The sequence below is a fragment of the Mycobacterium sp. MS1601 genome, assembly GCF_001984215.1.
Classification (GTDB): Bacteria; Actinomycetota; Actinomycetes; order Mycobacteriales; family Mycobacteriaceae; genus Mycobacterium.
The window spans coordinates 3055974-3081546 of record NZ_CP019420.1 but is presented as its reverse complement, the minus strand read 5'-3'; the positions used below and the strand labels follow the sequence as shown (position 1 = coordinate 3081546).

The following is a 25573-nucleotide window of genomic DNA, read 5'->3' as shown; positions in this document are numbered from 1 at the left end:
GCTACCGGTTCCCTACGGCGTCAGGTGTGGTGGACGGGATGATGAACGGCGGATTGCCGGGCAACGGTGCCACCGTGTTGGGTGAGAGTTGCTGTCCCGGACCGGGTACCGGCGCGGGGCCCGGCCCCACCGGCGGCACCGGCACCGGAGCGGGCCCTGGTCCCGGTGGCGGCCCGACCGGGACGGTGCGCGCTCCGGGCGGACCCGGCGCCAGCGGCGGAGCGGGGATCCCCGGTACCGTCGGCACCAGTCCGCCGGGCTCATTGGCCGCAGGCACACCCGGTGCCGGCGGCGGGGCGTCGGGATTGGGCGCCGAGGTCTGGACACCCACCGGAGGACCGTAGTTGGGCCCGTACGGGTTGTCGCCGAACGGACCGACGGTCAGATCGGCACACGGCAACGGGTCTGCCGGCGACGGAATCCCGTCCGCGGGTGGGGTGTACGAGCACGGCGAGCCCTTGGGCACCGCCGGTCCCGGGAAGTCCGGCGTGCCTTCCACCACCTGCGGAGCAGGCGGCGGTGCACCATTGGGCTGGCGTTGCCCGTTGGGGTCCGGGAACTGGAAGGCCGGCAGCCCGGCGTTGCGCCAGAATTGTTCGGGGTCGATGCCGCGCTTCTTGAACGCGGCGTCGATGAACGGCTGGACAGCCTGACCCGGCAGCAGGTTGATGATGATCACCTTGAAATACGGCCCGGAGCCGATGGCCTCGGCCAGCGATGCGGTGAACTTACTCAGGGTGCTCAGTGACTCGGCCAGGTCGAATTTGTGCCGCTCGAGGATGGCGCTGACAGTCTGCAGCTGTTCGAGAGCCTTGTTCAGGTTGGGGTTGTCGTTGATCAGTCCCTGGAACTGACGCGAGACCAGCGACACGTTCTCCAACAGATAGTTCACCGCCTGGCTGCGCTCGTTGATCGCGGCCAGCAGCGTCCGAGAGTTCAGCAGCAGCTGGTTGATCTGCTCGCTGCGGTCGCCGAGCACACCGGCCACTTTGTTGGCATTGGCCAGCAATTGTTTGAACTGCTCGTCACGCTTGCCGATGGTGTCGGAGAAGCGGGCCACTCCGTCCAGGGCGGCGCTCAGGTGTGGGTAGGTCTGGTCAATGGTTTCGCTGAGCACATTCAGCGACTGCTTGACCGTCTGGATATCCCATCCCCCTGCGGCTTTGGTGACATCGAAGAAGGCGTCGTAGATCTGGTACGGCGTGGTGCTCTGCCCGATGGGCAGCTCGCCGGAGGCGCGCAGTATCTCGTTGCCGCGGGGCTCGATCTCCAGGACCTTCTTGCCCAGGATGGTGTCGGTGCGGATGGCCAGCCGGGATTCGGTACCGATCTGGTTGCCGCCCAACGAGAAACCCATCCTGACGTGGTCTCCGTCGATGACCACGCTGTCCACCGTGCCCACGTCCATGCCGGCGATACGCACCTTGTCACCGGTGTTGAGGCCGCCGGAGTCGGTGAACAGACCATAGTAGGTGGGCTGGGCGAACAGCATCGGCACGCTGGTGAGGCTCTGTCCCACACCGACGATGAGCACCAGGATGACGATGCCCAGGATGCCACTGTGGATCCGGTTGGATCCTTCGATGGATCTCACTGTGGGGTACACCTACCCGTCGGCTGGGTGAACACCTTGATCGTGCGGACCGGGCCGCCGGGCTGCAGCCCGTTGAGTTTCAGGTTCAGGTCGCAGAGATAGAAATTGAAGAAGTCGCCGTAGACACCACCGGCGCGGCCGATGATCTTCAAAGCATTGGGCAGCTTGACCAGCGTGTCCTCCAGCTGGGCCTGCTGGTCGATCAGTGGCTGCTGGATGGTCTCCAGATGACCGATCGTGTCATGCAGCACCGGGCGGTTGTCTGCCAGTAGATCTCCCAGTGTGCCTGCGGCATTGCTGATGTCAGCCACCGAATCGGCCAGCGGGTCGGCACGGTTTTTCAGCCCGGTGATCAGCACCTCGAAATCGTTGACCGTCTGGTCGAATTCCTTCTGGTGTTTGACCGTGGTGGCCAGCACGGTGTTCAGGTTGGTGATCACCTCACCGATGGCCTGGTCCCGGTCGGCCAGTGCATTGGTCAGTTGTGTTGTCTGGTCCAGGATGTCGTTGATGGTGCCGCCCTGACCCTGGAACACCGTGATGATGGACTGCGCGATGTTGTTCACCTTGTCGGGATCCAGCGCCCGGAACAGAGGCTTGAATCCGCCGATCAACGCGTCGAGATCCAGCGCCGGAGTGGTTCGCGCCAGCGGGATGAAGCCTCCCGGAGGCAGCATCCGGTCAGAGCCCTCGCCTTGACCGCGCTGCAACTCGAGGTAGCGGTTGCCGATCAGATCCTGGTAGCGAATCTGCGCGGTGGTGGACTGGTACAGCGGCAGGGTGCGGTCCACGTCGAAGTCGACCCGCACGCGCTGGCCGCCGTCGATCAGCTCCACCTTGGACACTTTTCCGACCTCGACGCCCGAGGCGCGCACGAACTGCCCGGCTCGCAAGCCGCTGGCGTTGGCGAACTCCGCTGAGTATCCCGAGGTGCGGTCGAAGCGGATCTGGCCGAACACGACGATGATCACGCCGGTGAACATCAGGAGCACCAGCGAGAAGGCACCCAGTTTGATCGCGGTTCCGGTGATTTTCATGGGTTGATCGTGTTCTCCCCGACTTGGCGGCCCCAGACGTACTCGGTGAGGATCGGTTGGCCCAGTTCGAAGTGGTTGTACGGCGCGATCGAGGCTCCGGTGTCCATCACCAGATACGGTGCGGGCCAGAGCTCCCGGGTGATCTCCTGCCAGCAGCCCGGGGCACCGCCGGGGCCGCCCTTGGCATTCACGCGCGGCAGGTTGTCGGGGTAGACGTAGGGATTCTCCGCCCCCAGGAACGTGGTGTTGGTGTTCAGCGAGTAGCCGTTACCACCAAGTGCAGCAGCCGCTTTGGGCGCGATGGTGGCGTAGTTGCGGACCGTGCAGAACAGCGCCGGGCTGTACTCGTCCAGAGTTCGGGCGGTGGTCACCAGGTCCTCGGCACCGCGCACCAGGAATGGTCCGCCACGCTCGAAGACATCGGCGCCGGTGTTGCCGAAACCGACCGCCGCCAGCAGGGCGGCATCCAGGTCGCCACGTTGCTCGTTGAAGGTTCGGGCCGTCGTGACCGCGTTGTCCAGCGAGTCGAACAGGTCCGGCGCGGCAGAGGTGTAGACCTCACCGAGGTCGGCCAGTCGCTGCACGTCGTAACGGATCTGCGGCATGCGCGGGTTGATGTTGTCCAGGACGGTGTTGCCGCGGACCAGTGACTCACCGAACTTGTCGCCCAACCCGGTCAGCGCCTCGGCGGTGGCCGACAGGGTGAGGTTCAGTTTCACCGGGTCCACCTGCTCGGAGATGGAGGTGATCGTCTCGAACAGGGTGTTGAATTCTGTTGTCACATTGGACACGTCGATCACGTCGGCGGAGGTGATCCGTGCGGCGCTGGGATTGTCCGGCGAGGTGAACGACACGTACTTGTTGCCGAACACCGTGGTGGCCTGGATGTCGGCGTTGACGTTGGCAGGGATCAGGTCGATGTAGCGGGGGTCGACGTCGAGAGTGAGCTGCGCCTTGGTGGTGCCGTCCTGCTCCAGCGGGGCCACCTTGGCGACCCGGCCGATCTCGACCCCGTTGTAGGTGACCTTGGAACCCGGGTCCATCACCAGGCCTGCACGATTGGAGACCAGCGTGAGTTTGGTGTTGTCGGCGAAGCCGCCGCGGAATTGGATGTAGACCATGGTGGCCACCACGGCCACGACGACCAGCAGCACCAGCCCCGCCAACTTGTAGGGCGGGGTGCGCTGGGTATTGGGTGGCGAGGTGACCTGCCCGGGTGCGGTCATCGGTTACACCGTCAGATTGAAGTTCGGGTCGACGCCGTAGAGCGCCAACGAGGCGAGTAGGACAACGACGACGATCAGGACCAACGAGGCGCGCATCGAACGGCCAACGGCCTCACCGACACCCACCGGGCCACCGCTGGCGTTGTAGCCGTAGTAGCAGTGGTTGAGCATCACGATGACCGAGATGATGATGGCCTGCACGAAGGACCACATCACGTCGTCGGGCCGCAGGAACGTCCGGAAGTAGTGCTCATAGGTGCCCAGCGACTGACCGTAGAAGAACGTGGTGGTGATCTGCGCCGACAGGAAGCTCATGATGATCGCCATCGCGTACAGCGGGATGATCACCACGAAGCCGGCCAGGATGCGCGTCGACACCAGGTACGAGATCGACTTGATGCCCATGACTTCCAGCGCGTCGATCTCCTCGCTGATGCGCATGGCGCCCAACTCGGCGGTGGCTCCGGCACCCACCGTGGCGGCCAGTGCCTGACCGGCGACCACGGGTGCGGCGATGCGGACGTTGACCAGGGCGGCGAAGAAGCCGGTGAAGGCCTCCACACCGATGTTTCCCAGCGAGGCGAAGCCCTGGATGGCGATCAGCGATCCGCCGGAGAGGGTGACGAAACCGACGATGGCCACGGTGCCGCCGATGACGGCCATGGCGCCGGTGCCCATCCCGATCTCGGCGACCAGGCGCAGTACCTCACGGCGGTAGAAGCGCAGGGCGTGTCCGATGGATCCGACGGCGGTGACGACAAACCATGCGACGTGGCCGATCGATTCGAGGAAGCGGCCCGGGCCGCCGACCAACCGCCCGGCACTGTCGTAGGCGCGGGGGAAACGGCTGCGCAGAACTTGTGTGGTGGACATCAGCGCCCCGTTCCGAACCGGACGCCAATGGTGGTCAGCACGACGTTGACGGCGAACAGAGCCACCACGCACAGCACCAGTGTCTCGTTGACGGCGGTTCCCACACCCTTGGCGCCGCCGGCCACGGTGAGCCCGCGGTAGCAACCCACCAGACCGGCGATCAGACCGAAGGTCAGCGCCTTGATGACCGAGATCAGCACTTCGGGAAGACCGGTGACCAATGTCAGTGTGGAGACGTACGCCCCGGCCGAGACGTTCTGGATGTAGACGCCGAAGATGAAGCCACCCACCAGCCCGATGGTGATGACGGCGCCGTTGAGCAGGAAGGCCACGAACGTGGACGCGGCCACCCGCGGCACGACGAGGCGGTGGATGGGGTCGATGCCGAGCACCTCGAGTGCGTCGATCTCCTCGCGGATTGTGCGCGCGCCGAGGTCTGCGCAGATGGCCGTCGATCCGGCACCTGCCACCACGAGCACCGTCACCAACGGACCGAGCTGGGTCACCGCGCCCAGAGCCGCACCGGCTCCGGACACGTCGGCCGCGCCGAACTCGGCCAACAGGATGTTGAGCGTGAAGATGATGAGCACCGTCAGCGGGATCGAGACGGCGACGGTGGGCAGGAACGCGACACGCATCAGGAACCAGCTCTGGTCGATGAACTCGCGCCATTCGAATGGTCTCAGCAGGGCCTTGCCCGCGAGCACACACATTCGGAAGAACCCGCCGATCAACTCCAGCGGCGTACGCAACTGGTCACGCACGTAGCCGGTCAGACCGTCGGACGACACCGTCACGCGGGCACCCGAAATCCGGTCACCCGATTGTCGCGATAGCGCGACGAGCTATGTTGCACGCTCGCTCCTTGGCCCGACCCGGAACTAGTGGCAGCCGTCTCCCTACTCGCGAGTAGTAAGACAGACCACAGGAATGTACCCGATGGCGGGGCCAGCGCGTGCCGCATCCTCACGATTAACCCTCCACCGCCGCCTGTGCAAAATTTTCACGCCCGTCAAGAATTAGAACGTAATTCGAGAAGTGGCCCGTATCAGGAGCTTTCGTCCCCAGAATCCCGTTCTTGCCCAGCACCGAACTTGGCCCGCAACTCCGTCTTCAACACTTTGCCGGCGGGGTTGCGCGGGAGAGCCTCGACGATCTCCAGGACGCGGGGATGTTTGTAGCGCGCCAAACGGTCGCCCAGGAAGTCTTGCAGATCTTCCAGAGTCAGGCCGGGTTCGCTGGCGGCCACCACGGCAACGGGTACCTCACCCCATTTCTCGTGACCGCGGCCGATCACCGCCACCTCGACGATCACGGGGTGGGCTGCCAATACGTTCTCCACTTCGGCGCAGTAGATGTTCTCGCCGCCGGAGATGATCATGTCCTTCTTGCGATCCACCACCCAGACGTAACCGTCGGAGTCCATGCGCACCAGATCCCCGGAGTGGAACCAGCCCCCGGCGAAGGCCTCGGCGGTGGCCTGCGGATTGTTCCAGTAACCGGCCATCAGAGTCGGTGCACGATAGACAATTTCACCGACCTCGCCCACGGGGACGTCGTTCATGTCCTCGTCGACAACCCGGGCGGCGACCGTCGGGATCACCTTGCCCACCGAGCCGAGCTTGCGAATCGCGTCGTCCCCCAGCAACATGCACGTCACGGGCGACATCTCCGTCTGGCCGAACGCGGCCAGGATCAAGGTGTCAGGGAAGGTCTCCGCCATGTCACGCAGCAGCGTGTCCGAGGCCGGGGCGGCACCCCACGACATCACCCGCAGCCGCAGATCCCGCGGTGCGGCTTTCTGGGCCGCGCACACCGCCTGCCACTGCGCCGGCACCAAGAAGATGCCCGTCACCTTCTCGGCCTCCAGCACATCCAGCAACTGGCCGGGGTCGAAGGCGCCCAGCGGGTGGATCACCGTGGGGATTCCCAGCGCCAGCCCGGTGAGCATGTTGCCGATACCCGCGATGTGGAACAGCGGCACCCCGATGAAGCCGACGTCATTGTTGATGTCGACACCGTTGGTGTAGAAGCCGGTCATGGTCTGCCCGGTCAGGTTGGTGTGGGTAAGCACCGCACCCTTGGGCCGGCCCGTGGTGCCCGAGGTGTACATGATCAGCGCGGCGCTGTCATTGGGTACGTCGGCGATCTCGTGAGGATCGTTGAGCTCGTCGATCAGGTCCTCGTATCCCAGCACCGCCTCATCGGTGGGGGCACCGGCCACCACGATGGTGTTGAGCGTCGGCGCCAGATCCCGGACTGCAATGGCGATCGGCGCCAGCACCGGTTCAGTGACCACCATGCGGGCATCGCAGTCCGAGACCAGGAATGCGATCTCGGGCGGCGTCAGACGGAAATTCACCGGCACCGCGATGGCGCCCAGCATGTTGGCGGCCAGGAAGGACTCCACGAACTCCGGGCGGTTGAGCATCAGGATCATGACCCGCTCACCAGCACGCACACCACGGTGGGCGAGTGCGTCGGCAAGCGAGGTCACCCTGCGGTGCAGCTCGGCCCAGGTGGTGGTTTGGCCGGTGAAGCGCAGCGCTGGGTCCTGCGGCTGCATCAACGCGTGTCGGGCCAACTGGGTGATCCAGTTCTGACGACGGGCCAGATACGGCTGCGTGGCGGGTGTGTCAGTGATCGCTCGTCCGGCCGACTGTGCGGTCAACGCTCGGCGCCCCTTCCGACTTGCGGGAATCTTACATTTGATCAAACATTGTGTTGTCCCGGTCACACTAAGACGCGAAACCGGGCGAAGACAACCCCGGCAGTCAACACGCACGAGGAGGCCCCAGACACGGTGCCCGCACCAGCAGAAACACGGCGGACCGGCCTGCGCCGCACCCAACTCTCCGACGAAGTGGCCGGACGGCTGCGCGCGGAGATCATGTCAGGGACGCTGCGCCCAGGGACCTTCATCCGGCTGGACGAGACCGCGGCGCAACTCGGGGTCAGCATCACCCCGGTGCGCGAGGCGCTGTTGACGCTGCGCGGTGAGGGCATGGTGCAGCTGGAGCCGCACCGAGGCTACGTCGTGTTGCCGATGAGCAGGCAGGACATCGCCGACATCTTCTGGCTGCAGTCGACGATCGCCAAGGAATTGGCCATCAGTGCCACCAGCCGGATCACCGACGAGGACATCGATCAGCTGGAACGACTCAACGACAACCTCGCCGAGGCGGTGGCGACGGGCGACTCCGAGTCGGTGGTCCTGGCCGAGTTCGCCTTCCACCGCACGTTCAACCGGGCGGCAGGCCGGATCAAGCTCGCTTGGTACCTGCTGCACGTGGCCAGGTCCATGCCCGCATTGCTGTACGGAGCCGATCCGGAATGGGGCGCCGACGCGGTAACCAACCACCGCGATCTCATCGCCGCATTGCGGGCGCGCGACGCCGATGCCGCCGCGGCCCACACCGCGTGGCAGTTCACCGATGGCGCCAGTCGCCTGACGGAAGTGCTGGAACGCAGCGGGATCTGGGATACCTAGCTGGTCGCCAGGGCCTCAGCCCTGGCCTTCAAGTTGTTGGCCAGGTGATCCAGCGCCTCGTTGATCACCTTTTTGACCATCATCGCCGGCACCGGCACCCCGAGATCCACCTCGACGTCCATGTCCACGGTCAGCAGAGACGTCGGGCCCATGCCCACGACAGAGAACAGCTGATCCTGCTTGGAGAAGTGGTCACCCTGCTGCATCACGGTCTGGATCTGGTTGGGCTGCGGGTAGTAGACGGCCTGGATGTAGGTGCCGTCGTTACCCTGCACGGAGGCGTCCAGACGTAACTGGCTGGGTCGCCCGTCGGGGTAGCGGTGCAGGATCCAGCAGCCTTTGACTTCCTCGTTCCATTGCGGATAGGCCTCGAAGTCGGCCACGATGCCCAGGATCACGGACTCCTCCGCCGCGACCTCGACCGTCTTGCTCACCAAAGGCATGGCGGGCAGTCTAGCGGCCCCGCTTAACGACTGATGCGGCCGCGAGCGGGGGCGATTCAGCCCGACGCGGTGGTGGTGCCCTCGCCCAGAGGTGACTCCACCCGCACCTTCTCATCGCGGATCAGGCCGCGCAGCAGCGCGGTGCTGAACTCGGCGGCAATCTCTGGGGCCGAGCGTCGGCCGTGCGGCCGCAACCAGCGGTAGGCGCCCAGTGTCATGCCGATGTAGCCCAGCGCCAGCACGTGCGAGTCGCACGGGTAGAACTCGCCACTGGCGATGCCGCGGTCGATCAGGCCGTGGACGTGCTCATAGACCTGGGATTCCTTCTCTTTGATCTCAGCGACCTGTTCCTCGGTGAACCACTCGCTGATGTAGGGCTGCTCCTGGAAGTACACCGCGGCCCCTTCGGGGTTGGTGGCGATCTGGGTGAGCAGTCGCACGGTGTATTGGTACAGCGCTTCGCGGGCCGTCCAGGACGGATCGTCGTGCACCGCGGCCAGGGTGTTGTCGGCCGCGCGCTGATAGATGTCGTAGAGGATCAGCGACTTGCTGGCGTAGTAGTGGTACACGGTGGCCTTGTTGAGGCCCACGACGTCGGCCACATCATCCATCCGAGTGCCGTGGTAGCCACGGGCGGCAAACAGCTTGGTGGCCACCACCAGCAGCTCCTCGCGGCGAGTCAGCCCGTTCTCTGAAGCCATGGTTCACTCTTCCTTCAACACCGACCGTCGGCGCCCTATCAATCAGTTGGTTGGTCAGTTTATCCCCATCGAACGGTGCCGTACTGCAACGTCGGGTGAGTAGACTGCATTTCACTGGTACAGCTGGGAGGCATCTGATGGATCCGAACCCGGATTACGACGCGAGCGACGAGATCGAGTACTTCTTCTCGTGGTTCCCCTGGGCACTGCGCGGCGTGTACCCACCCCCGGCTTACCCTCCGGTTTAGAGCGCCGAGGGCGTGCGCTCCCCCAATACCTGCTGGCTCACCGACATGGATGGTGTGCTGGTCCGTGAAGAACATGCGCTCCCCGGGGCGGCCGAGTTCCTGCAGCGACTCGCCGACAAGGGTCGTCCGTTCCTGGTGTTGACCAACAACTCGATCTTCACTCCCCGTGATCTGGCGGCACGATTGGCCCGGTCGGGGCTCACGGTGCCCGAAGAAGCCATCTGGACCTCCGCGTTGGCCACGGCCACGTTCCTGCACGACCAGTTGCCGGGCGGCTCCGCCTACTGCATCGGCGAAGCCGGGCTGACGACGGCGTTGCACGAGGTCGGCTACACCCTGACCGATGTCGGCCCGGATTTCGTGGTGCTCGGAGAGACGCGCACCTACTCGTTCGAAGCCATCACCAAAGCCATCCGGCTGATCGGCGCGGGTGCCCGCTTCATCGCCACCAATCCCGACGTCACCGGCCCCTCGGCCGAAGGCCCTTTGCCCGCAACGGGTTCTGTCGCCGCGCTGATCACCAAGGCCACCGGCCGCGAGCCCTACTTCGTGGGCAAGCCCAACCCGATGATGTTCCGCAGCGCGCTCAACCGCATCGAGGCGCATTCGGAGGAAACGGCGATGATCGGCGACCGGATGGACACCGACGTGGTGGCGGGCATCGAAGCCGGCCTGGACACCATCCTGGTGCTCACCGGATCCACCGCCGAGACCGACATCGAGCGCTACCCGTTCCGGCCCGGCCGCATCCTGCCCTCGATCGCCGAGGTCATCGACCTGATCTGAGTTGCGATTTCGGCGTGAATCCGGTCGCTCATCGACTGTGATCACGCCGAAATCGCTGAGGTCAGGCTGCCGCGGCCTTCACTGCCCGACCCACCTCGGCCCGCAGATCGGCGTACTCGGGCGAACGGCGCAGCTCATCCGGATCAACACCACTGCGCGGCAGGTCAACTGGAATATCCAACGCCACCTGACCGGGCCGCCGGGTCAACACCACGATGCGCGATCCCAGGAACGCCGCCTCATCGGCGCTGTGCGTGACGAACACCGTGGTCCGGCCCGACTCGGCACTCACCTGACGGACGTCCTCCTGCAACCGCTCCCGCGTGAGGGCGTCCAGCGCGGCGAACGGTTCGTCGAGCAGGAACAGCGGTGTGTCGGCGGCGAGCGCCCTGGCAATGGCCACCCGCTGCTGCTGACCGCCGCTGATCTCCCAGATCTTGCGGCCTGCCGTGCCTTCCAGGCCCACGCGCTCCAGCAGCTGATCGCGACGCTCCGCCCGCCGCTCCCGCGGCACCTCGGCATACTTGAGCGCCAGGTCGACGTTGCCGCCGACCGTGCGCCACGGGAACAACCTTGGCTGCTGGAACACCACGCCGGCACTGACGCCGGGTGTCGGTGGCGAACCCGACACTGCCACTTCGCCTTCCGAAGGCCGCTCGAAGCCGGCGATCAGCCGCAAGAGCGTGCTCTTACCGCACCCGGATGCCCCGACCAGCACCAGAAAAGCTCCCGGTTCGACGTCGAGGTCCACCGGCCCCAGCGCGGTCACCTCGTCGCCGGCGTGCCCGTAGCGGTGGCTCACATTGTGGATACGGACCCGACCGTCGTCACTGGGTGAGGACATCCGGCAGACCTTTGGTGTAGATCGCCTTCTGCAAGGTCTCCAGGGGCGCGGCTTCGGGAATCTGCGACTGAGCTGCCAGGAACTGCGACGCACTCTGCAAGTTGGCCGCGATGTTGCCCACCGCGCCGTCGGTGCCCAACCATTCGGCCGAGGCCAACTCTTGCGGCGTTAGGTACACACCCTGCTTGAGCTGTCCGGCGGTTTCCTCTGGGGTCAAACCGATTTCGGCAGCGATAGCCTTGGCCGCGGCGTCCGGATCATCCTTGATGACGCCAAGCGCACGGGCTTCCTGCTGACGCCAGATGTCCACCACTTCGGGGTGGGCATCGGCGAACTCGGTGGACACGACACCCAGATCCAACGTGGGCTTGCCGTCGGCGGCCAGTTGGCGGCTGGTGATCAGGTCCTTGCCCGTGGTCCGCAGCTGATCCAGTGTCGGCAGCCACGTGTAGGCGGCGTCGATGTCGCCGCGCTCCCAGGCCGCCAGAATGGCCTGCGGTTGCAGATCCACCAACTGGACGTCAGCCGGTGTCAGTCCGTTCTGATCCAGCGCCGCCAGCAGCGAATAGTGGGCGGTGGATGCGAACGGGGTGGCGACACGCTTGCCCCGCAGATCGGCAATGGTGTTCACACCACTGTCGTTTCGGGCCACCAGTGCCTCGTTGTCACCGGCCACGTCGAGCACGAACGCCACCTGGTAGGGGATGTTCAACGGCTCGGACAGCCCACGCGCCACAGGGCTGGAGCCGAGGGCGCCGAAGTCGAGTTCCTTGGCGATGAATGCGGTGTTGACATCGGCACCGGAGTCGAACTTGGTCCACTTGATGTTGTAGTCCGGCAGCGCCTCCTCGAGCCACTTGTTGTTCTTGACAATCAGATCGCCGCTCGGAAACGTCTGGTAGGCAATGCGGATGGTTTGCTTCTCGGCGTCCTGTCCTGAGTTGTCCACCGCACAGCCAGCCAGTCCCAGAGTCGAGACCACAAGGGCGACAACCAAAGCCTTCAGTTTCATATCTTCCCTCTCCATGGGACAGCGCGCCGCTCCAGCGCGCGAAGCAGACTGTCGATCACCAGACCCGAGATCCCGATGGCGAAGATCCCGACCAGCACGACAGGGGTGTTGTTGTAGTTGCTGGCGTCCTTCACCAGACCGCCGATACCGGGGATTCCGTTGAACAGCTCAGCGGCCACCACCGAGGAGTAGGCCATACCCACCGCCAGCCGGATACCGGTGAAGGTCTCCGGCAGCGCGGAGGGCACGACGACATCGCGGATCACCTGGGCCCGAGTGGCTCCCAGAGCACGCGCCGCCTCTTGAAGACCCACCGGTGCGGCCACCACAGCGGCGGTGGTGGCGACGGCGGCGGGTGGCAACGCGGCCAGGGCCAGCAGCGTGATCTTGGGTGCCTCGTCGATGCCGAGCCAGATGACCAGCAGGAAGAAATAGGCCAGCGGCGGCAGGGCGCGCAGGAAGGTCAGCCACGGTTCCAGGACGCTGCGCACCCAGTTGATCGAGCCCATCACCAGACCCAGTGCCACGCCCACGGTCACGCCGACGACGACGCCGATCAGTACCCGCCGCAGCGTCATGTAGAGGTGCTCCCACAGCAGGTACCCGGCGTAACCGCGGAATCCGTCGTGGGTGCTGGACACCGTGACGAAGGCGTCCCATACCGTGCTCGGATAGGGCACGAAGGTCTGGTTCCAGAGCCCACTGGCGGCGGCCAGTTGCCAGGCGACGAGGAACACGACGATGGACAACAGCGGCAACGCCGCGCGGATCAGGCGGCCTCTCCACTTGCCGTCGCCGCGGGGCTTGGACGCAGGAGCAGAGGCATCCTCGTCAGGGGTGATGTCAACGAATACCGACACGGTTCGACTCTCTGTGCGCTGACGATGAGTGGGGACTGGGAACGCGAAACGCGTTTCAGCGACAGCAGCGGTCGACGACCAATGTCCCGGGCACAGTGCGATCAAACAGGGCGGCGACAGATCAGGCGACGGTAGGACTCACTGCGAATCAAAGGGTGGCCGGCGCACCCAACGTCACCTACCAGCGGCGCAACAGACCCATCATGGTTCGACGGACCGGGTTGGCACCCAGCCGATCGATCAGTTGCAGATCGGAGATGACGTACCCGCCGTCGGCGCGATCCCACAGTCCAGCCAGCGTCAGTTCGAGTGCGGCCAGGGTGGTGACGTCAGCGGCATCGATGTCGTCGAGCATGGCGTCGGAGACGAATACCGGGCAGTCCGTCCGCACACTGCGGTCGACGGCGCGAACATGGATTGCGAGCGCAGCCGGCGATACATGCTCACTGCGCTTCTTCGCGCGCAGCGCGCTGACCTCGTCGTAGACCACTTTGTCCCGCACCGGGCGAGCATATCGGAAACATGAACGTTACAAGTAATTCACAAGCAGACCCGCCATTGATTGGTCGGCCACGGCTGCGCCATCGGCAGTGCCTCCCGAACAGCGGCCACCACGCCCGGCCACGCGTGCTCGTCGTAGTCATCGCCGGAAAGCCACCCGCCGGGCACCACTTTGGGACGCCAGGCCGTGATGTCGGCGGCGACACTGTCATAGTCGTGGCGGGCATCCAGGTGCACCCAGCTCAGTGACTCGTCGGGAAACAGCGCCGCAGCCCGAAGCGAGTCCGAGACCAGGATCTGCACCGAGTCAGCGAATCCGCACGCAATCACGTTGCGGTGCAACAACCCTGCCGTTGTTCCCGCACCGTGCTCGACGGCGGGGCGGTGGGCGTCGATTCCACTCACGCCTTCCGGCCCGCTCCCCTGGCAGGTGTCGACGCCCAGTACCGCGATGTCCTTCTGGCTGCCGGCCACCACCTCGGCCAACGAACAGAGACTCTTGCCGAGGTACACGCCGACCTCGACGAACCGACTGCCGTCGGGAAAGTGCTCGACCGCCTCGGCCTGGAGGCCACGCCATTGAAACCACCCGGGGATGTCCTGCCACCCGGAAATCGGAGCATCGAAGTTGGTGTGAACCATGCTCCGGGCGTACCCGGACGCAGCGCCGAGCTCACCTTGTCCCTGTGCGTACCTGACGGAACGCCCTGTGGCCCGCTACTACACCGATACAGTCTGTGACCCAGGTAACGGGGGCCGGACTGAGGACAGTCGGTTTCCTACACTGACGTTTTTGCTCGACACGGGCCAAGCAGATCGGATCGGAACACATCGTGATCATCGGGATACCGCGGGAGTCTCTTGCTGGTGAGACGCGCGCAGCGGCCACACCGCAGACCGTCGGGCAGCTCATCAAGCTCGGCTACAGCGTGGTGGTGGAATCCGGCGCCGGAGCCGCCTCGAGTTTCGCCGACGCCGCCTACGTGGAGGCTGGCGCCAGTATCGGCTCACCCTGGGACGCCGACATCGTCCTGAAGGTCAACGCCCCCTCGTACGGCGAAGTCGACGAGATCGCCAAACTGCGCGACGGAGCGACGCTGGTCAGCCTGATCTCGCCGGCGCTGAAGCCGGAGCTCGTCGAGAAACTCTCGGCCCGTCCCATCACGGTGCTGGCGATGGACGCCGTGCCGCGCATCTCGCGGGCACAGTCCCTCGACGTGCTGTCCTCGATGGCCAACATCGCCGGCTACCGCGCGGTCGTGGAGGCATCACACGCCTTCGGCCGCTTCTTCACCGGCCAGGTCACCGCGGCGGGCAAAGTGCCGCCGGCGAAGGTGCTGGTGGTCGGCGCCGGCGTGGCCGGCCTGGCCGCCATCGGCGCAGCGGGCAGCATGGGCGCGATCGTGCAGGCCACCGACCCGCGACCCGAGGTCGCCGATCAGGTCAAGTCCCTTGGTGGCGAGTACGTCTCCGTCGACCCCAACGCGGGCGAGGTGTCGGCCACCGGTTACGCCAAGGAGATGGGCGAGGACTACAAGGCCCGCGAGGCGCAGCTGTATGCCGAACTGGCCCGCGACGTCGACATCATCATCACCACCGCGCTGATCCCCGGCCGGCCCGCCCCGCGCATCATCACCGCCGACATGGTGGCCTCGATGAAGCCGGGCAGCGTGATCGTGGACATGGCCGCGGCCAACGGCGGCAATGTCGAAGGCACCGTCAAGGACCAGGCTGTGGTCACCGACAACGGCGTCACCATCATCGGTTACACCGACCTGGCCGGGCGTCTGCCCTCGACCGCCTCCCAGCTGTACGGCACCAACCTGGTGAACCTGCTCAAGTTGTTGACTCCCGGGAAGGACGGTCAGCTGGTCCTCGATTGGGATGACGTGGTGCAGCGGTCGGTGACCGTAGTGCGCGACGGTGAGATCACTTGGCCGCCACCACCTGTGCAGGTCTCGGCGGCCCCGGCGGCAACCCAGACCGCCGCGCCGGTCGAGAAGCCCGCCCCAAGCCGCCCATGTCCGCCCAGCGCCGCCTGGGCCTGACCTTCGCCGCGGCCGCCGTACTCTTCGTTCTGATCGCACTGTCCCCCGCGGCACTGCAGGTGCACCTGGTGGTCTTCGCTCTCGCGATCGTCATCGGCTACTACGTCATCGGGCATGTGCACCACGCGCTGCACACCCCGCTGATGTCGGTCACCAACGCCATCTCGGGAATCATCGTCGTCGGCGCACTGCTGCAGGTCGGCACGGGTGATCTGGTCATCACGGTGCTGGCCACCGTGGCCATCCTGTTGGCCAGTATCAACGTCTTCGGTGGCTTCGCCGTGACCCGCCGCATGCTCGCGATGTTCTCGCGCAGCTGACGCCCCCCGACTCCCCCTTTTCCTGGCACACTTCCCGCGAACGGATCCCTTCATGCTTTCTCTGGAAACTACGGCCACCGCGGCTTATGTGGTCGCGGCGCTGCTGTTCATCCTTGCGTTGGCCGGCCTGTCCAAACACGAAACGTCCAAGGCGGGCAACAATTTCGGCATCGCCGGCATGGCGGTGGCGCTGATCGCCACCGTGGTGCTTGCCATCGGCCGCGGTATCGAGCCGCTGGGCCTGGGCCTGCTGCTGGCCGCCATGGTCATCGGCGCCGCGATCGGTCTGTGGCGCGCCAAGGTCGTCGAGATGACCGGCATGCCCGAGCTCATCGCCCTGCTGCACTCGTTCGTGGGTCTGGCCGCGGTGCTGGTCGGCTGGAACGGCTACCTGCACATCGAGGCGCACCCCACCGGCGCGGACACCGCGGCGATGGCCGCCGAAGGCATGCTCGGCATCCATTCCGCCGAGGTGTTCATCGGCGTCTTCATCGGTGCCGTGACCTTCACCGGTTCGATCGTGGCCAACCTCAAGTTGTCGGCGAAGATCAAGTCCACGCCGATGATGTTGCCGGGCAAGAATTTCCTGAATGTCGGCGCGCTCGTGGTGTTCGTCGCACTGACGGTGTGGTTTGTCATCTCACCGGCACTGTGGCTGCTGATCGTCGTGACCGTGCTGGCGCTGCTGTTGGGCTGGCACCTGGTGGCCTCGATCGGCGGCGGCGACATGCCGGTGGTGGTGTCGATGCTCAACAGCTACTCCGGCTGGGCCGCCGCGGCATCCGGCTTCCTGCTGGGCAATGACCTGCTGATCATCACCGGCGCACTCGTGGGTTCCTCGGGTGCCTACCTGTCCTACATCATGTGCAAGGCGATGAACCGGTCGTTCATCTCCGTCATCGCAGGCGGTTTCGGCATCGAAGCCGGACCCGCGGAAGACAAGGACTACGGCGAGCACCGCGAGATCACCGCCGAGGCGGCCGCCGAACTGCTGAACTCGGCGTCGTCGGTGATCATCACGCCGGGCTACGGCATGGCCGTAGCGCAGGCGCAGTACGGCGTTGCCGATCTGACCCGCAAGCTGCGTGAGCGCGGGGTCAATGTCCGCTTCGGCATCCATCCGGTCGCGGGCCGGCTGCCCGGACACATGAACGTCCTCCTTGCCGAGGCCAAGGTGCCCTACGACATCGTGCTCGAGATGGACGAGATCAACGACGACTTCGACGGCACCACCGTCGTCCTCGTCATCGGCGCCAACGACACCGTGAACCCGGCGGCATCCGAGGACCCGGGGTCGCCGATCGCCGGTATGCCGGTGTTGACCGTGTGGGACGCCGACAACGTGATCGTCTTCAAGCGGTCCATGGCCTCCGGCTACGCCGGCGTGCAGAATCCCCTGTTCTTCCGCGAGAACACCCAGATGCTCTTCGGCGATGCCAAGGACCGCGTGGACGCCATCAACGCCGCGCTGTGATTCTGATAGCCCGGCCTCGGCGACCGGGCTAAGTGAGCAACCCGTAGGTCAGCAGGGTCGCGAGTTCGGCGTAGGCCTCGGCATCGCTGAGCCCCGTCGAGGTGCGGACACCGCGTTGCTGGATACGCACCATCATCGTCGCGATCAGGTCGCCGGCGAAGGAGGCGTGGACGTCGCGGTAGGTACCGTCGGCGACGCCTTCTTCGATGAGTTGACGAACGCGGGCGGCGGCTGACCGCGTGTTGGCCTCGTAGACCGCGCGGGCACCGGTGTCGGCGTTCAGGTCCGCCATGAAGACGTCCGAGGCGACGGCCAGCTCGTCGCCCACGGCGGTGAGGTACGCGGTCACCCGCTCACTACGGGTGTTGGCCACCTTCTCTTCCACGGCGATGGTGGCGCGTTTGAAGAAGTGCACGGTCACCCGCCGGACGAGCTCATCCTTGCTCGCGGCCAGGGTGTACAGCGTGGACTTGGAACAGCGCAGCCTCGACGCGAGCTCGTCGAGGGTGAGGTGGCTGAATCCCTCTGCCAGGAACAGCGCCAGTAGTTCATCGAACAGCGCCGTCCGCCGACGTGTCGCGAAAGCACCGGATTCCATCCCGCGATAGTACTGCGGGCTTCTTTCCAGTACTGTCTGACAGTGATACTGCAAGCCGACTTTCAGTACTGTTCTGGAGAGGTGCCCGTGCCGGTCGACCGTCTGCTCCCCACCGATGAAGCGCATGAACTGATCGCCCTGACCCGCGATATCGCAGACAAAGTGCTCGACCCACAGGTCGACCGACACGAGAAGGACGAGACCTACCCCGACGGCGTGTTCGCCCAACTCGGCGCGGCAGGGCTGCTGAGCCTGCCGCAGCCCGAGGAGTGGGGTGGCGGCGGCCAGCCGTTCGAGGTGTATCTCCAGGTGCTCGAAGAGATCGCCGCACGGTGGGCAGCTGTCGCCGTCGCAGTCAGCGTGCACAGTCTGTCGTCGCATCCACTGCTGACGTTCGGGACCGATCAGCAGAAGCAGCGCTGGCTGCCCGGCATGCTCTCCGGAAACCAGATCGGCGCGTACAGCCTGTCCGAACCCCAGGCCGGTTCCGATGCCGCCGCACTGACATGCGCTGCGCGCAAGGACGGCGACGGCTACGTCCTCAACGGCGCGAAGTCCTGGATCACCCACGGCGGACGAGCGGACTTCTACACGTTGTTCGCCCGCACCGGCGAAGGGTCCAAGGGGATTTCGTGTTTCCTGGTGCCCGCCGATCTGCCGGGGCTCGGTTTCGGCAAGCCCGAGGAGAAGATGGGCCTGCACGCCGTGCCCACCACCTCGGCGTTCTACGACAATGCGCGCATCGACGCCGACCGGCTGATCGGCAGCGAGGGCCAAGGTCTGTCGATTGCGTTCTCCGCCTTGGATTCTGGGCGACTCGGCATCGCGGCGGTAGCCGTCGGACTGGCCCAGGCCGCGTTGGACGAGGCCACTCGCTACGCCAACGAGCGAACCACGTTCGGCCGCAAGATCATCGACCACCAAGGGCTCGGGTTCCTACTCGCCGACATGGCCGCCGCAACCGTCAGCGCGCGAGCCACCTACCTGGACGCCGCCCGCCGCCGTGATCTCGGGCTGCCCTACGGACAACAGGCCAGCGTCGCGAAGCTGGTGGCGACCGACGCCGCCATGAAGGTGACGACGGACGCCGTGCAGGTGTTCGGCGGAGCCGGCTACACCCGCGACTACCGGGTGGAGCGGTTCATGCGCGAAGCCAAGATCACCCAGATCTTCGAGGGCACCAACCAGATTCAGCGGCTGGTGATCGCGCGGGGGCTCACGGGCTGACGGCCGGAGTCCGAGGCTACGTGGGGGGTTACCCGGCGAAGCGAGGGGGCGAACGAGCAGTCGACGGAGCTCCGGCCCATCGGACGGGCCGCTAGGCTGATCGGACTCGTCAGAGAGGACATCGCCATGCCCATGGTCACGGTCGACTGGATGGCCGGACGCACACCCGAGCAGAAGCGCGAAGTGGCCGCCCGCATCACCGCCGCCATCGCCGAGGCGGGTGGCGCGTCCGCCGACCACGTGTGGGTGGTGTTCAACGATGTGGCGCCCGACGACTGGGCAATCGGCGGCCGAATGGTCTCGGATCGCTGACCGCCGCACCCCGCCCACTGCCCGGATGGTCCGTGCCGCTGTTCTTCATCGTCGGCGCGCTGTCGCAGTACCTGGGTGCGGCCGTGGGCGTGTTCCTGTTCGACACCACCGAACCGGCCACGGTGGCCTGGCTACGTGCCGCGGCCGCGTCAGTGGTTCTGATGCTCTGGCGCCGCCCCTGGCGCACCCGCTGGACACGACGGACGGCGCTCACCACGGCGGGTTTCGGGTTGGTGACGCTGGGGATGAACGTGGCGTTCTACGAGGCGATCGCCCGGATCCCGCTGGGCACCGCTGTCGCGATCGAGTTCGCCGGACCGGTTGCGGTGGCGGCCTTGGGTTCTCGGCGCATCCGGGATCTGCTCGCGGTGGCTCTGGTGGCAGTGGGAGTGGTGCTGCTGGCCGGCGTGCAGGGCGGCGCCGACCTGGCGGGTGTGGGTTTCGCAGCCATCGCGGCGGCGCTGTGGGCCGGCTACATCCTGTTCGGCAAGAAGGTCGCCGACACCGGGGACGGACTGGATTCACTGGCACTGGGAATGGCCGTCGCGGCAACGGTGGCGGCGCCGGCGATGGTGGCACTGCAGTGGCAGTCCGACGCCTCGGTGTTCACCGATGCCCGGGTATGGCTGCTGGGCGCCGGGGTGGGCGTGCTGTCCAGCGTCATCCCGTACGCACTGGACCAGCGAGTGCTGACCACCATCGGCCGGACCCGCTTCGCACTGCTGCTGGCGCTGCTGCCCGCCACCGCGGCAGTGGTGGGTGCGGTGGTGCTGGCCCAACGACCGAGCGTGGCCGAAGTCGCCGGTATCAGCCTGGTGATGGCCGCACTTGTCTTGTCTAGCTCGCGGGAACGGTGATGGTGGTGGTGGCACCGCCACCGGGTACCGCACCCATCTCCAGCGTCCCGCCGGTCGATTCCACGGCCACCACCAACGACGCCAGCCCGATGTGACCTGCCGCCACCGAATCAGCCAGCACAGCGGGGTCGAATCCCTTGCCGTTGTCGGTCACTCGCAGCATCAGCATGGTCCCGCCACGCAGCTGCACCGTCAGCCGGGTTGCCCCGGAGTGTTTGTGCGCATTGGCCAGTAGCTCGCGCGCCGCCCGATAGAGCAGATCCTGGGCCGGCGGCTTGCCCACCTCGTCGAGGTCGACGTCGACGGCCACCCCGGTGCGCTGTTCATGGCTGCCCGCCAGTTCGCGCAGCGCCGCGGTGAGGCCCACCTGTGCCAACACCGTGGGGTGCAGGGTGCCGACCGTACTGCGCAGCTGGGTCACGGTGTCACGCAAAGCCGATTCGATGCGGTCGAGCACCTCGTCGGAGTGTTGTTCCCGCAGATCCTCGAGGTCCAGCTTCACCGCGAGCAGATTCTGCAACGGCCCGTCGTGCAGTTGCTCGGCCAACGCGCGGCTCTGCCGTTCGTCGGCGAGCATCGACTCGGCCACCAGCCGTCGGCGCACATCCATGAGGCGGCGCACCCGAGCCGCGCGGCGGCTGAGCACCACGCACAACGCCGTCGTTGCCGCCGCCAGCCACAGCAGGCATCCGAACTGGACGTAAACCACGTCCGTCAGGCCCACCTGGTCGTCGCGCACCGAGTACACGATCCAGGCCACCAGGTAGCCGACCGCGCTCCCGACACCGAGGCCTGCGGTCAACCACGGTCGGTCGAGGAACGCCACCGAGATCGGCACCATGAAGAACACCGGCAGCAGCCATGTCGTCGCTCCGCCGGACACCAGGCACAACGCCAAAACCGCCAGCACATCCATGCCGGTGGACACCCAACCGGCCCAGCTCGGGACCGGCCGGGTCAGCACCCGAGCCAGCCAGGCCGTCGCCGCCACGGTGTAGAGCACCAGCACCGCGGCGTAGGCGACCGGCAGCCAGTGTTCGACGTCCTGGACATAGACCAGCAGCGCGATCAGCACGATGAGCGGCAGCCGCAGCACCGCGGCCACCCGCACCGGATCGGTGGACAGCAGATCGGGCGGGCGTAACACCACTACTCCAGCAGCCCGCGGCGCATCGCCTCGGCCACCGCGGCGGCACGGTCTCCGACACCGAGTTTCTCGTAGAGCCGTTGCACGTGGGTCTTGACCGTCGACGGCGCCAGGAACAGCTGCTCGGCGATCGCCGGAATGCTACGGCCCGCGGCGATGAGGCCCAGCACCTCGCGTTCACGTGCGCTCAGGGCGGGTCCGGCCGGTTCGGCACGACGCCGGATCTCCACCGCCAGGCCCGACGCCAGCCGCGGAGCCACGATGTCGCGACCCTTGGCGCAGTCCAGCACCGCCGCGACGATCTCGGCGCGCGTCGACTCCTTCGGCAGATAGCCGGCCGCACCCTGCTGCAGCGCGTGATAGACGATCGCCGGGTCGTCGTGCGCCGACACCAGCAGCACCCGGGTGGCCAAACCATCGCGGACCACCGCAGCCGCCACCTCGGCCCCGTTGAGTCCCGGCATCTGGTGATCCAGCAGCGCCACATCGGGGCCGTGCTCGTTGATCGCGGCCAGGGCGGCCGGGCCGTCAGGTGCCTCGGCCACCACCTCGATGGCATCGCTGCTGTTCAGCGCACGGACCAGACCGTCGCGGAACAGGGGGTGGTCATCACCCACCACCACCCGGACCTTCGCCGCCGCCATGCTGAGGCAGCTTTCCACATCAGCCTTGTCCCCCGATCGGTGGACAGCCGATTCATCCCCTGCTTCCACCGGTGAGCGGACATACACAGCGGCCGCAACGCGAGAGAGTTGTCGCATCGGAGAAACACCGAGATCGCAACGGACAGGAGAACGGACATGAAGCTTTTCACCAATCAGAAGGTCGCCCGCTACGTCGCCGCACCGATGATCGGGCTGAGCATCCTCGGCGGAACCGCGCTGGGTGTCGGTGACTTCACCAATCCCCTGACCGGCGACCCCGGCACCAGCCAAACCATCTCCAGCGCATCAGTTTTCGGCAACGACGCCGCCTGATGTAAGAACCGCACACATCTCACGCCGGCCTGACCCCGGCGGTGCGGTTGCCCTGCGCGGTGAGTCGACGGCTCACGACTCACCTGCCGCGGCGGCAGGTGGCCACCGTCCCCCCAGCCCACGGTGGCCACCAGAACTTGAATCACCTTCGAATCCCGACGAAAGGCAGGTACCGATACGTAGTAGACATCGCTCCTTCTCCGTATTCTCTTCACGCCCCGGCGCACCCCCCTCGCGCCGGGGCGTGAGGGTTTTTCGCCTCCCGGGCGGCTCGAAGCCCACCGAAGTGAACGGGCGTCACCTGGCGGCGCAGATGAAGCCCGGATCCCGCCACCCGGTGACTGCCGTTCACCGCGGGGAGGGCGGCGACGGCCGGAGCGCTCTGAGCCGCCGTCGACGCGTGTCATATCGTGGCCGTCATGGACTTCGCGATGTCGGCCAAGGCGCAGGACTACCACCGGCGACTCACCGCATTCATGACCGAACACGTGATCCCGGCCGAGGCGTCCTATGACGCCTACCGCCAGGAAGCCGGGCCCAAGGACTTCACCGTCCCGCCGGTGGTCGAGGAGCTCAAGAAGCTCGCCCGTGAGCAGGGGCTGTGGAATCTGTTCCTGCCGTCGGTCTCGGGACTGACCAACCTGGAGTACGCGCCGCTGGCCGAACTGTCCGGCTGGAGCATGGAGATCGGCCCCGAAGCGATCAACTGCGCGGCACCGGACACCGGCAACATGGAAACGCTGCACTTGTTCGCTACTCCCGAGCAGAGCAAGCAGTGGCTGGAGCCGTTGTTGGCCGGCGAGATCCGCAGCGGGTTCTCCATGACCGAACCGGCGGTGGCCTCCAGCGACGCGCGCAATATCCAGACCTCGATCGTCCGCGACGGCGACGATTACGTCATCAACGGGCGCAAGTGGTGGACCTCGGGCGCCAACGATCCGCGCTGCAAGATCCTGATCGTCATGGGCCGCACCAACCCCGATGCGCCCAGTCACCAACAGCAGTCGATGATCCTGGTACCCATCGATACGCCAGGTGTCCAGATCCTGCGCTCCACAAGCGTTTTCGGCTGGCAAGATCAGCATGGACACGCCGAGATCATCTACGACAACGTGCGGGTGCCGGCCTCGAACCTGTTGGGTGAGGAAGGTTCCGGCTTCGCCATCGCCCAGGCGCGGCTGGGGCCGGGCCGCATCCACCACTGCATGCGGGCCATCGGGGTGGCCGAGCGGGCGCTGGCCTTGATGGTGGACCGGGCCAACACCCGCATCGCGTTCGGCAAACCGCTGGCCGATCAGGGTGTGGTACAGCAGCAGATCGCGTTCTCCCGCAACGAGATCGACCAGGCGCGCCTGCTGTGCGAGAAGGCTGCGTGGACCATCGACAAGCACGGCAACAAGGAAGCCCGCACTCAGGTCGCCCAGATCAAGGCCGTCGCACCGCAGATGGCGTGCAATGTGCTCGATCGCGCCATCCAGGTGCACGGGGCTGCCGGGGTCAGCGACGACACCGTGCTGGCCAGGCTGTACGGCTGGCATCGTGCCATGCGACTGTTCGACGGCCCCGACGAGGTACACCTGCGGGCAATTGCCCGGGCCGAACTGGGCCGGGAGAAGGGCGCGCTGGCGACGGCGGTGACCAAGTGACTCTCAGTGGTGCATGGAACTTCCGCGACGTCACCGAGTCCACCGGCATCCGTCCCGGTCTGCTGTTCCGCTCCGGTGAGCTCAGCGCGCTCGACGACGAGGGCCGGAAACAGTTGCAGGCGTTGGCCATCGGTGACGTGGCCGATCTACGGTCGGCGATCGAGGTGGGCAAGCACGGCCCCGGCCTGGTGCCCGACGGCGTGCAGATCCATCTGCTGCCGTTCGTCGAGACCGTGGTCAGCGACGGTGAGGCGCCGCACGAGCATGCGTTTGCGCGGCTGATGACCGAGAAGCCGTCCGACGAGTCCACCAACGCCGCCGCCAAGCGTTACATGGCCGAGGAGTACCGCGGTTTCGCCAAGGCGGCCGGCGCCCGCCGCGCGGTGCACCGGGTGATAACGCTGCTCGGCGATCAGCGGCCGGTGCTGGCGCACTGTTTCGCAGGCAAGGACCGCACCGGGTTCACCGTCGGGGTGGTGTTGCAGGCCGCGGGCGTCGACCGCGATGCGGTGATGACCGATTACCTGGCCAGTAACGCCGCCGCCGGCACGCTGCGGGAGCAGATCGTCAGCCGGATCCGCAGCCGCTTCGACGGCGAGATCCCGGCCGAGATGGCGGAGTTGACCGAGGCGCGGCTCTCCGATGACGTCCTCGGGGTGCACGAGGAGTATCTCGACGCCGCGCTGAGGACCGTCGACGACGAGTTCGGTTCACTGGACGGGTTCCTGACGGCCTCCGGCGTGACGGCCGAACACCTCGACAAGCTGAGAGCTGCGATTCGGGCGTGATCCCGCCCGGTCGACGAGCCCGAGGAACGAGGGGGAGAGAGCCGTGATGTGGGCGTGATTCCGGTCGGTGAGCGACCGGAATCACGCCCACATCACGGCAACGATCCACACGACGGTGGACGCCAGGGCGCCGACGAGTTCGACGCCGACCGACAGCGCCACCCCCTTGAGCGCGTGCACCGTCGACACCCAGGCGCGGGTGGCGTCGCGGCGCACGCCCAGCTCGGCGAGAAACACCCCCAGGATGAACCCGAGTACCAGGCCCAGCACGGGGACCACGAAGAACCCGATGACGCCCAGCACCGCGCCCAGGACCAGGCTCCAGGTCCGGACGTCGGCCTGCTTCATGCGTTTGACGGGCCAGACGTACTTGATCACCTCGGCGGTGACGAACAGCGCGGCGACGATGCCGAGTGTCACCCAGGCCGCCGTGGTGCCCTCGACCCACGCCCAGACGGCGATGGCACCGAAGACCAGCAGTCCGCCGGGCAGGATCGGCACGATGATGCCGGCCAGGCCGACGGCGATGGCCAACGCGACGAGGACGATGCCTGACGTACCCAC

The 25573-nt window shown here is 66.3% G+C and carries 27 protein-coding genes and 1 pseudogene; 11 read left to right on the top strand and 17 right to left on the bottom strand.

Annotated features, from left to right (window positions below):
• Window position 1: 1 nt before the first annotated feature.
• The 6 genes from BVC93_RS15040 to fadD5 all read right to left on the bottom strand — a co-directional run bounded on the left by BVC93_RS15040 (window position 2) and on the right by fadD5 (window position 7401).
• On the bottom strand, window positions 2-1594 hold the full coding sequence (locus BVC93_RS15040; protein ID WP_083738161.1) for a virulence factor Mce family protein: 1593 nt from the start codon (window positions 1592-1594) through the stop codon (window positions 2-4).
• Complete coding sequence (locus BVC93_RS15035) at window positions 1591-2631, bottom strand: virulence factor Mce family protein (protein WP_083738160.1); 1041 nt, start codon at window positions 2629-2631, stop codon at window positions 1591-1593. The genes BVC93_RS15040 and BVC93_RS15035 overlap by 4 nt, the downstream gene beginning before the upstream one ends.
• On the bottom strand, window positions 2628-3857 hold the full coding sequence (locus BVC93_RS15030; protein WP_083738159.1) for an MCE family protein: 1230 nt from the start codon (window positions 3855-3857) through the stop codon (window positions 2628-2630). The genes BVC93_RS15035 and BVC93_RS15030 overlap by 4 nt, the downstream gene beginning before the upstream one ends.
• Window positions 3858-3860: 3 nt before the next feature.
• Window positions 3861-4730 carry an MlaE family ABC transporter permease gene (locus BVC93_RS15025; protein WP_083738158.1) on the bottom strand — a complete coding sequence of 290 codons (870 nt, stop codon included), beginning with the start codon at window positions 4728-4730 and terminating at the stop codon, window positions 3861-3863.
• Window positions 4730-5443 (bottom strand): MlaE family ABC transporter permease, encoded by a 714-nt coding sequence (locus tag BVC93_RS15020; RefSeq protein WP_442929089.1) that lies wholly within the window; start codon window positions 5441-5443, stop codon window positions 4730-4732. The genes BVC93_RS15025 and BVC93_RS15020 overlap by 1 nt, the downstream gene beginning before the upstream one ends.
• Before the next feature lie 335 nt (window positions 5444-5778).
• On the bottom strand, window positions 5779-7401 hold the full coding sequence (gene fadD5 / locus BVC93_RS15015) for a fatty-acid--CoA ligase FadD5 (protein ID WP_083738156.1): 1623 nt from the start codon (window positions 7399-7401) through the stop codon (window positions 5779-5781).
• 132 nt (window positions 7402-7533) lie between these two features.
• Between fadD5 and BVC93_RS15010 the strand changes: the two genes are divergently transcribed.
• Window positions 7534-8220: a GntR family transcriptional regulator gene (locus tag BVC93_RS15010; protein ID WP_236950368.1), complete on the top strand. Its 687-nt coding sequence runs from the start codon at window positions 7534-7536 to the stop codon at window positions 8218-8220.
• On the opposite strand, the gene BVC93_RS15005 is transcribed toward BVC93_RS15010, so the two are convergent.
• Together BVC93_RS15005 and BVC93_RS15000 are read right to left on the bottom strand one after the other, a co-directional pair.
• Window positions 8217-8663, bottom strand: a complete 447-nt coding sequence (locus BVC93_RS15005) for an SRPBCC family protein (protein ID WP_083738155.1) — start codon at window positions 8661-8663, stop codon at window positions 8217-8219. The two genes, BVC93_RS15010 and BVC93_RS15005, sit on opposite strands and share 4 nt — an antisense overlap.
• A 56-nt stretch (window positions 8664-8719) precedes the next feature.
• Window positions 8720-9364 carry a TetR/AcrR family transcriptional regulator gene (locus BVC93_RS15000; protein ID WP_083738154.1) on the bottom strand — a complete coding sequence of 215 codons (645 nt, stop codon included), beginning with the start codon at window positions 9362-9364 and terminating at the stop codon, window positions 8720-8722.
• A gap of 134 nt (window positions 9365-9498) precedes the next feature.
• Between BVC93_RS15000 and BVC93_RS34035 the strand changes: the two genes are divergently transcribed.
• Together BVC93_RS34035 and BVC93_RS14995 are read left to right on the top strand one after the other, a co-directional pair.
• Window positions 9499-9612, top strand: a complete 114-nt coding sequence (locus BVC93_RS34035; protein WP_442929088.1) for a hypothetical protein — start codon at window positions 9499-9501, stop codon at window positions 9610-9612.
• Between the two features lie 12 nt (window positions 9613-9624).
• Window positions 9625-10398 (top strand): HAD-IIA family hydrolase, encoded by a 774-nt coding sequence (locus BVC93_RS14995; RefSeq protein ID WP_083738153.1) that lies wholly within the window; start codon window positions 9625-9627, stop codon window positions 10396-10398.
• 61 nt (window positions 10399-10459) lie between these two features.
• On the opposite strand, the gene BVC93_RS14990 is transcribed toward BVC93_RS14995, so the two are convergent.
• The 5 genes from BVC93_RS14990 to BVC93_RS14970 form a co-directional block, all read right to left on the bottom strand.
• Window positions 10460-11242, bottom strand: coding sequence for an ABC transporter ATP-binding protein (locus tag BVC93_RS14990; protein ID WP_083738152.1), 783 nt, complete (start codon window positions 11240-11242; stop codon window positions 10460-10462).
• Window positions 11226-12254: a taurine ABC transporter substrate-binding protein gene (locus BVC93_RS14985; protein WP_083738151.1), complete on the bottom strand. Its 1029-nt coding sequence runs from the start codon at window positions 12252-12254 to the stop codon at window positions 11226-11228. The genes BVC93_RS14990 and BVC93_RS14985 overlap by 17 nt, the downstream gene beginning before the upstream one ends.
• Complete coding sequence (locus tag BVC93_RS14980; protein ID WP_083738150.1) at window positions 12251-13114, bottom strand: ABC transporter permease; 864 nt, start codon at window positions 13112-13114, stop codon at window positions 12251-12253. Before BVC93_RS14980 ends, BVC93_RS14985 begins: the two co-directional genes overlap by 4 nt.
• 178 nt (window positions 13115-13292) lie before the next feature.
• The gene (locus BVC93_RS14975; protein ID WP_083738149.1) at window positions 13293-13616 is read right to left on the bottom strand and encodes a hypothetical protein; all 324 of its coding nucleotides are present in this window, start codon (window positions 13614-13616) and stop codon (window positions 13293-13295) included.
• Between the two features lie 38 nt (window positions 13617-13654).
• On the bottom strand, window positions 13655-14257 hold the full coding sequence (locus BVC93_RS14970; RefSeq protein ID WP_083738148.1) for a class I SAM-dependent methyltransferase: 603 nt from the start codon (window positions 14255-14257) through the stop codon (window positions 13655-13657).
• 191 nt (window positions 14258-14448) lie between these two features.
• Between BVC93_RS14970 and BVC93_RS14965 the strand changes: the two are divergent.
• Both BVC93_RS14965 and pntB read left to right on the top strand, forming a co-directional pair.
• A pseudogene (locus tag BVC93_RS14965) lies at window positions 14449-15983 on the top strand (Re/Si-specific NAD(P)(+) transhydrogenase subunit alpha).
• 52 nt (window positions 15984-16035) lie between these two features.
• Complete coding sequence (gene pntB, locus BVC93_RS14960; protein WP_083738147.1) at window positions 16036-17457, top strand: Re/Si-specific NAD(P)(+) transhydrogenase subunit beta; 1422 nt, start codon at window positions 16036-16038, stop codon at window positions 17455-17457.
• 28 nt (window positions 17458-17485) lie between these two features.
• On the opposite strand, the gene BVC93_RS14955 is transcribed toward pntB, so the two are convergent.
• A complete protein-coding gene (locus BVC93_RS14955; RefSeq protein WP_083738146.1) occupies window positions 17486-18055 on the bottom strand; it encodes a TetR/AcrR family transcriptional regulator in 570 nt (189 codons plus the stop codon).
• Window positions 18056-18142: 87 nt separating this feature from the next.
• Here BVC93_RS14955 and BVC93_RS14950 point away from each other — a divergent pair, with 87 nt between their 5' ends.
• The 3 genes from BVC93_RS14950 to BVC93_RS14940 all read left to right on the top strand — a co-directional run bounded on the left by BVC93_RS14950 (window position 18143) and on the right by BVC93_RS14940 (window position 20451).
• Window positions 18143-19282, top strand: a complete 1140-nt coding sequence (locus tag BVC93_RS14950; RefSeq protein WP_083741072.1) for an acyl-CoA dehydrogenase family protein — start codon at window positions 18143-18145, stop codon at window positions 19280-19282.
• 126 nt (window positions 19283-19408) lie between these two features.
• Complete coding sequence (locus BVC93_RS14945; RefSeq protein ID WP_157516933.1) at window positions 19409-19594, top strand: 2-hydroxymuconate tautomerase; 186 nt, start codon at window positions 19409-19411, stop codon at window positions 19592-19594.
• Window positions 19595-19626: 32 nt separating this feature from the next.
• The gene (locus BVC93_RS14940; RefSeq protein ID WP_083738145.1) at window positions 19627-20451 is read left to right on the top strand and encodes an EamA family transporter; all 825 of its coding nucleotides are present in this window, start codon (window positions 19627-19629) and stop codon (window positions 20449-20451) included.
• On the opposite strand, the gene BVC93_RS14935 is transcribed toward BVC93_RS14940, so the two are convergent.
• Together BVC93_RS14935 and BVC93_RS14930 are read right to left on the bottom strand one after the other, a co-directional pair.
• Window positions 20432-21601, bottom strand: a complete 1170-nt coding sequence (locus tag BVC93_RS14935; protein WP_083738144.1) for an ATP-binding protein — start codon at window positions 21599-21601, stop codon at window positions 20432-20434. The two genes, BVC93_RS14940 and BVC93_RS14935, sit on opposite strands and share 20 nt — an antisense overlap.
• The gene (locus BVC93_RS14930; protein ID WP_083738143.1) at window positions 21601-22242 is read right to left on the bottom strand and encodes a response regulator; all 642 of its coding nucleotides are present in this window, start codon (window positions 22240-22242) and stop codon (window positions 21601-21603) included. The genes BVC93_RS14935 and BVC93_RS14930 overlap by 1 nt, the downstream gene beginning before the upstream one ends.
• A 156-nt stretch (window positions 22243-22398) precedes the next feature.
• Here BVC93_RS14930 and BVC93_RS33120 point away from each other — a divergent pair, with 156 nt between their 5' ends.
• The 3 genes from BVC93_RS33120 (at window position 22399) to BVC93_RS14920 (ending at window position 25009) form a co-directional block, all read left to right on the top strand.
• Window positions 22399-22575, top strand: coding sequence for a hypothetical protein (locus BVC93_RS33120; protein WP_157516932.1), 177 nt, complete (start codon window positions 22399-22401; stop codon window positions 22573-22575).
• Between the two features lie 431 nt (window positions 22576-23006).
• On the top strand, window positions 23007-24221 hold the full coding sequence (locus BVC93_RS14925) for an acyl-CoA dehydrogenase family protein (RefSeq protein WP_192860386.1): 1215 nt from the start codon (window positions 23007-23009) through the stop codon (window positions 24219-24221).
• Window positions 24218-25009, top strand: a complete 792-nt coding sequence (locus tag BVC93_RS14920) for a tyrosine-protein phosphatase (protein ID WP_083738142.1) — start codon at window positions 24218-24220, stop codon at window positions 25007-25009. The genes BVC93_RS14925 and BVC93_RS14920 overlap by 4 nt, the downstream gene beginning before the upstream one ends.
• 81 nt (window positions 25010-25090) lie before the next feature.
• Here BVC93_RS14920 and BVC93_RS14915 read toward each other — a convergent pair whose 3' ends face one another.
• A complete protein-coding gene (locus BVC93_RS14915; protein ID WP_083738141.1) occupies window positions 25091-25573 on the bottom strand; it encodes a DUF456 domain-containing protein in 483 nt (160 codons plus the stop codon).

Bases quoted from the DNA above. Each gene is read 5' to 3' on its own strand.
- BVC93_RS14930 (WP_083738143.1), bottom strand. From the start codon at position 22,242: ATGGCGGCGGCGAAGGTCCGGGTGGTGGTGGGTGATGACCACCCCCTG.
- BVC93_RS14955 (WP_083738146.1), bottom strand. From the start codon at position 18,055: ATGGAATCCGGTGCTTTCGCGACACGTCGGCGGACGGCGCTGTTCGAT.
- BVC93_RS15020 (WP_442929089.1), bottom strand. From the start codon at position 5,443: ATGTGTGTGCTCGCGGGCAAGGCCCTGCTGAGACCATTCGAATGGCGC.
- BVC93_RS14970 (WP_083738148.1), bottom strand. From the start codon at position 14,257: ATGGTTCACACCAACTTCGATGCTCCGATTTCCGGGTGGCAGGACATC.
- BVC93_RS15000 (WP_083738154.1), bottom strand. From the start codon at position 9,364: ATGGCTTCAGAGAACGGGCTGACTCGCCGCGAGGAGCTGCTGGTGGTG.
- BVC93_RS14945 (WP_157516933.1), top strand. From the start codon at position 19,409: ATGCCCATGGTCACGGTCGACTGGATGGCCGGACGCACACCCGAGCAG.
- BVC93_RS15030 (WP_083738159.1), bottom strand. From the start codon at position 3,857: ATGACCGCACCCGGGCAGGTCACCTCGCCACCCAATACCCAGCGCACC.
- BVC93_RS33120 (WP_157516932.1), top strand. From the start codon at position 22,399: ATGAAGCTTTTCACCAATCAGAAGGTCGCCCGCTACGTCGCCGCACCG.
- pntB (WP_083738147.1), top strand. From the start codon at position 16,036: ATGCTTTCTCTGGAAACTACGGCCACCGCGGCTTATGTGGTCGCGGCG.
- BVC93_RS14925 (WP_192860386.1), top strand. From the start codon at position 23,007: ATGTCGGCCAAGGCGCAGGACTACCACCGGCGACTCACCGCATTCATG.
- BVC93_RS15035 (WP_083738160.1), bottom strand. From the start codon at position 2,631: ATGAAAATCACCGGAACCGCGATCAAACTGGGTGCCTTCTCGCTGGTG.
- BVC93_RS14990 (WP_083738152.1), bottom strand. From the start codon at position 11,242: ATGTCCTCACCCAGTGACGACGGTCGGGTCCGTATCCACAATGTGAGC.
- BVC93_RS15005 (WP_083738155.1), bottom strand. From the start codon at position 8,663: ATGCCTTTGGTGAGCAAGACGGTCGAGGTCGCGGCGGAGGAGTCCGTG.
- BVC93_RS14985 (WP_083738151.1), bottom strand. From the start codon at position 12,254: ATGAAACTGAAGGCTTTGGTTGTCGCCCTTGTGGTCTCGACTCTGGGA.
- BVC93_RS15025 (WP_083738158.1), bottom strand. From the start codon at position 4,730: ATGTCCACCACACAAGTTCTGCGCAGCCGTTTCCCCCGCGCCTACGAC.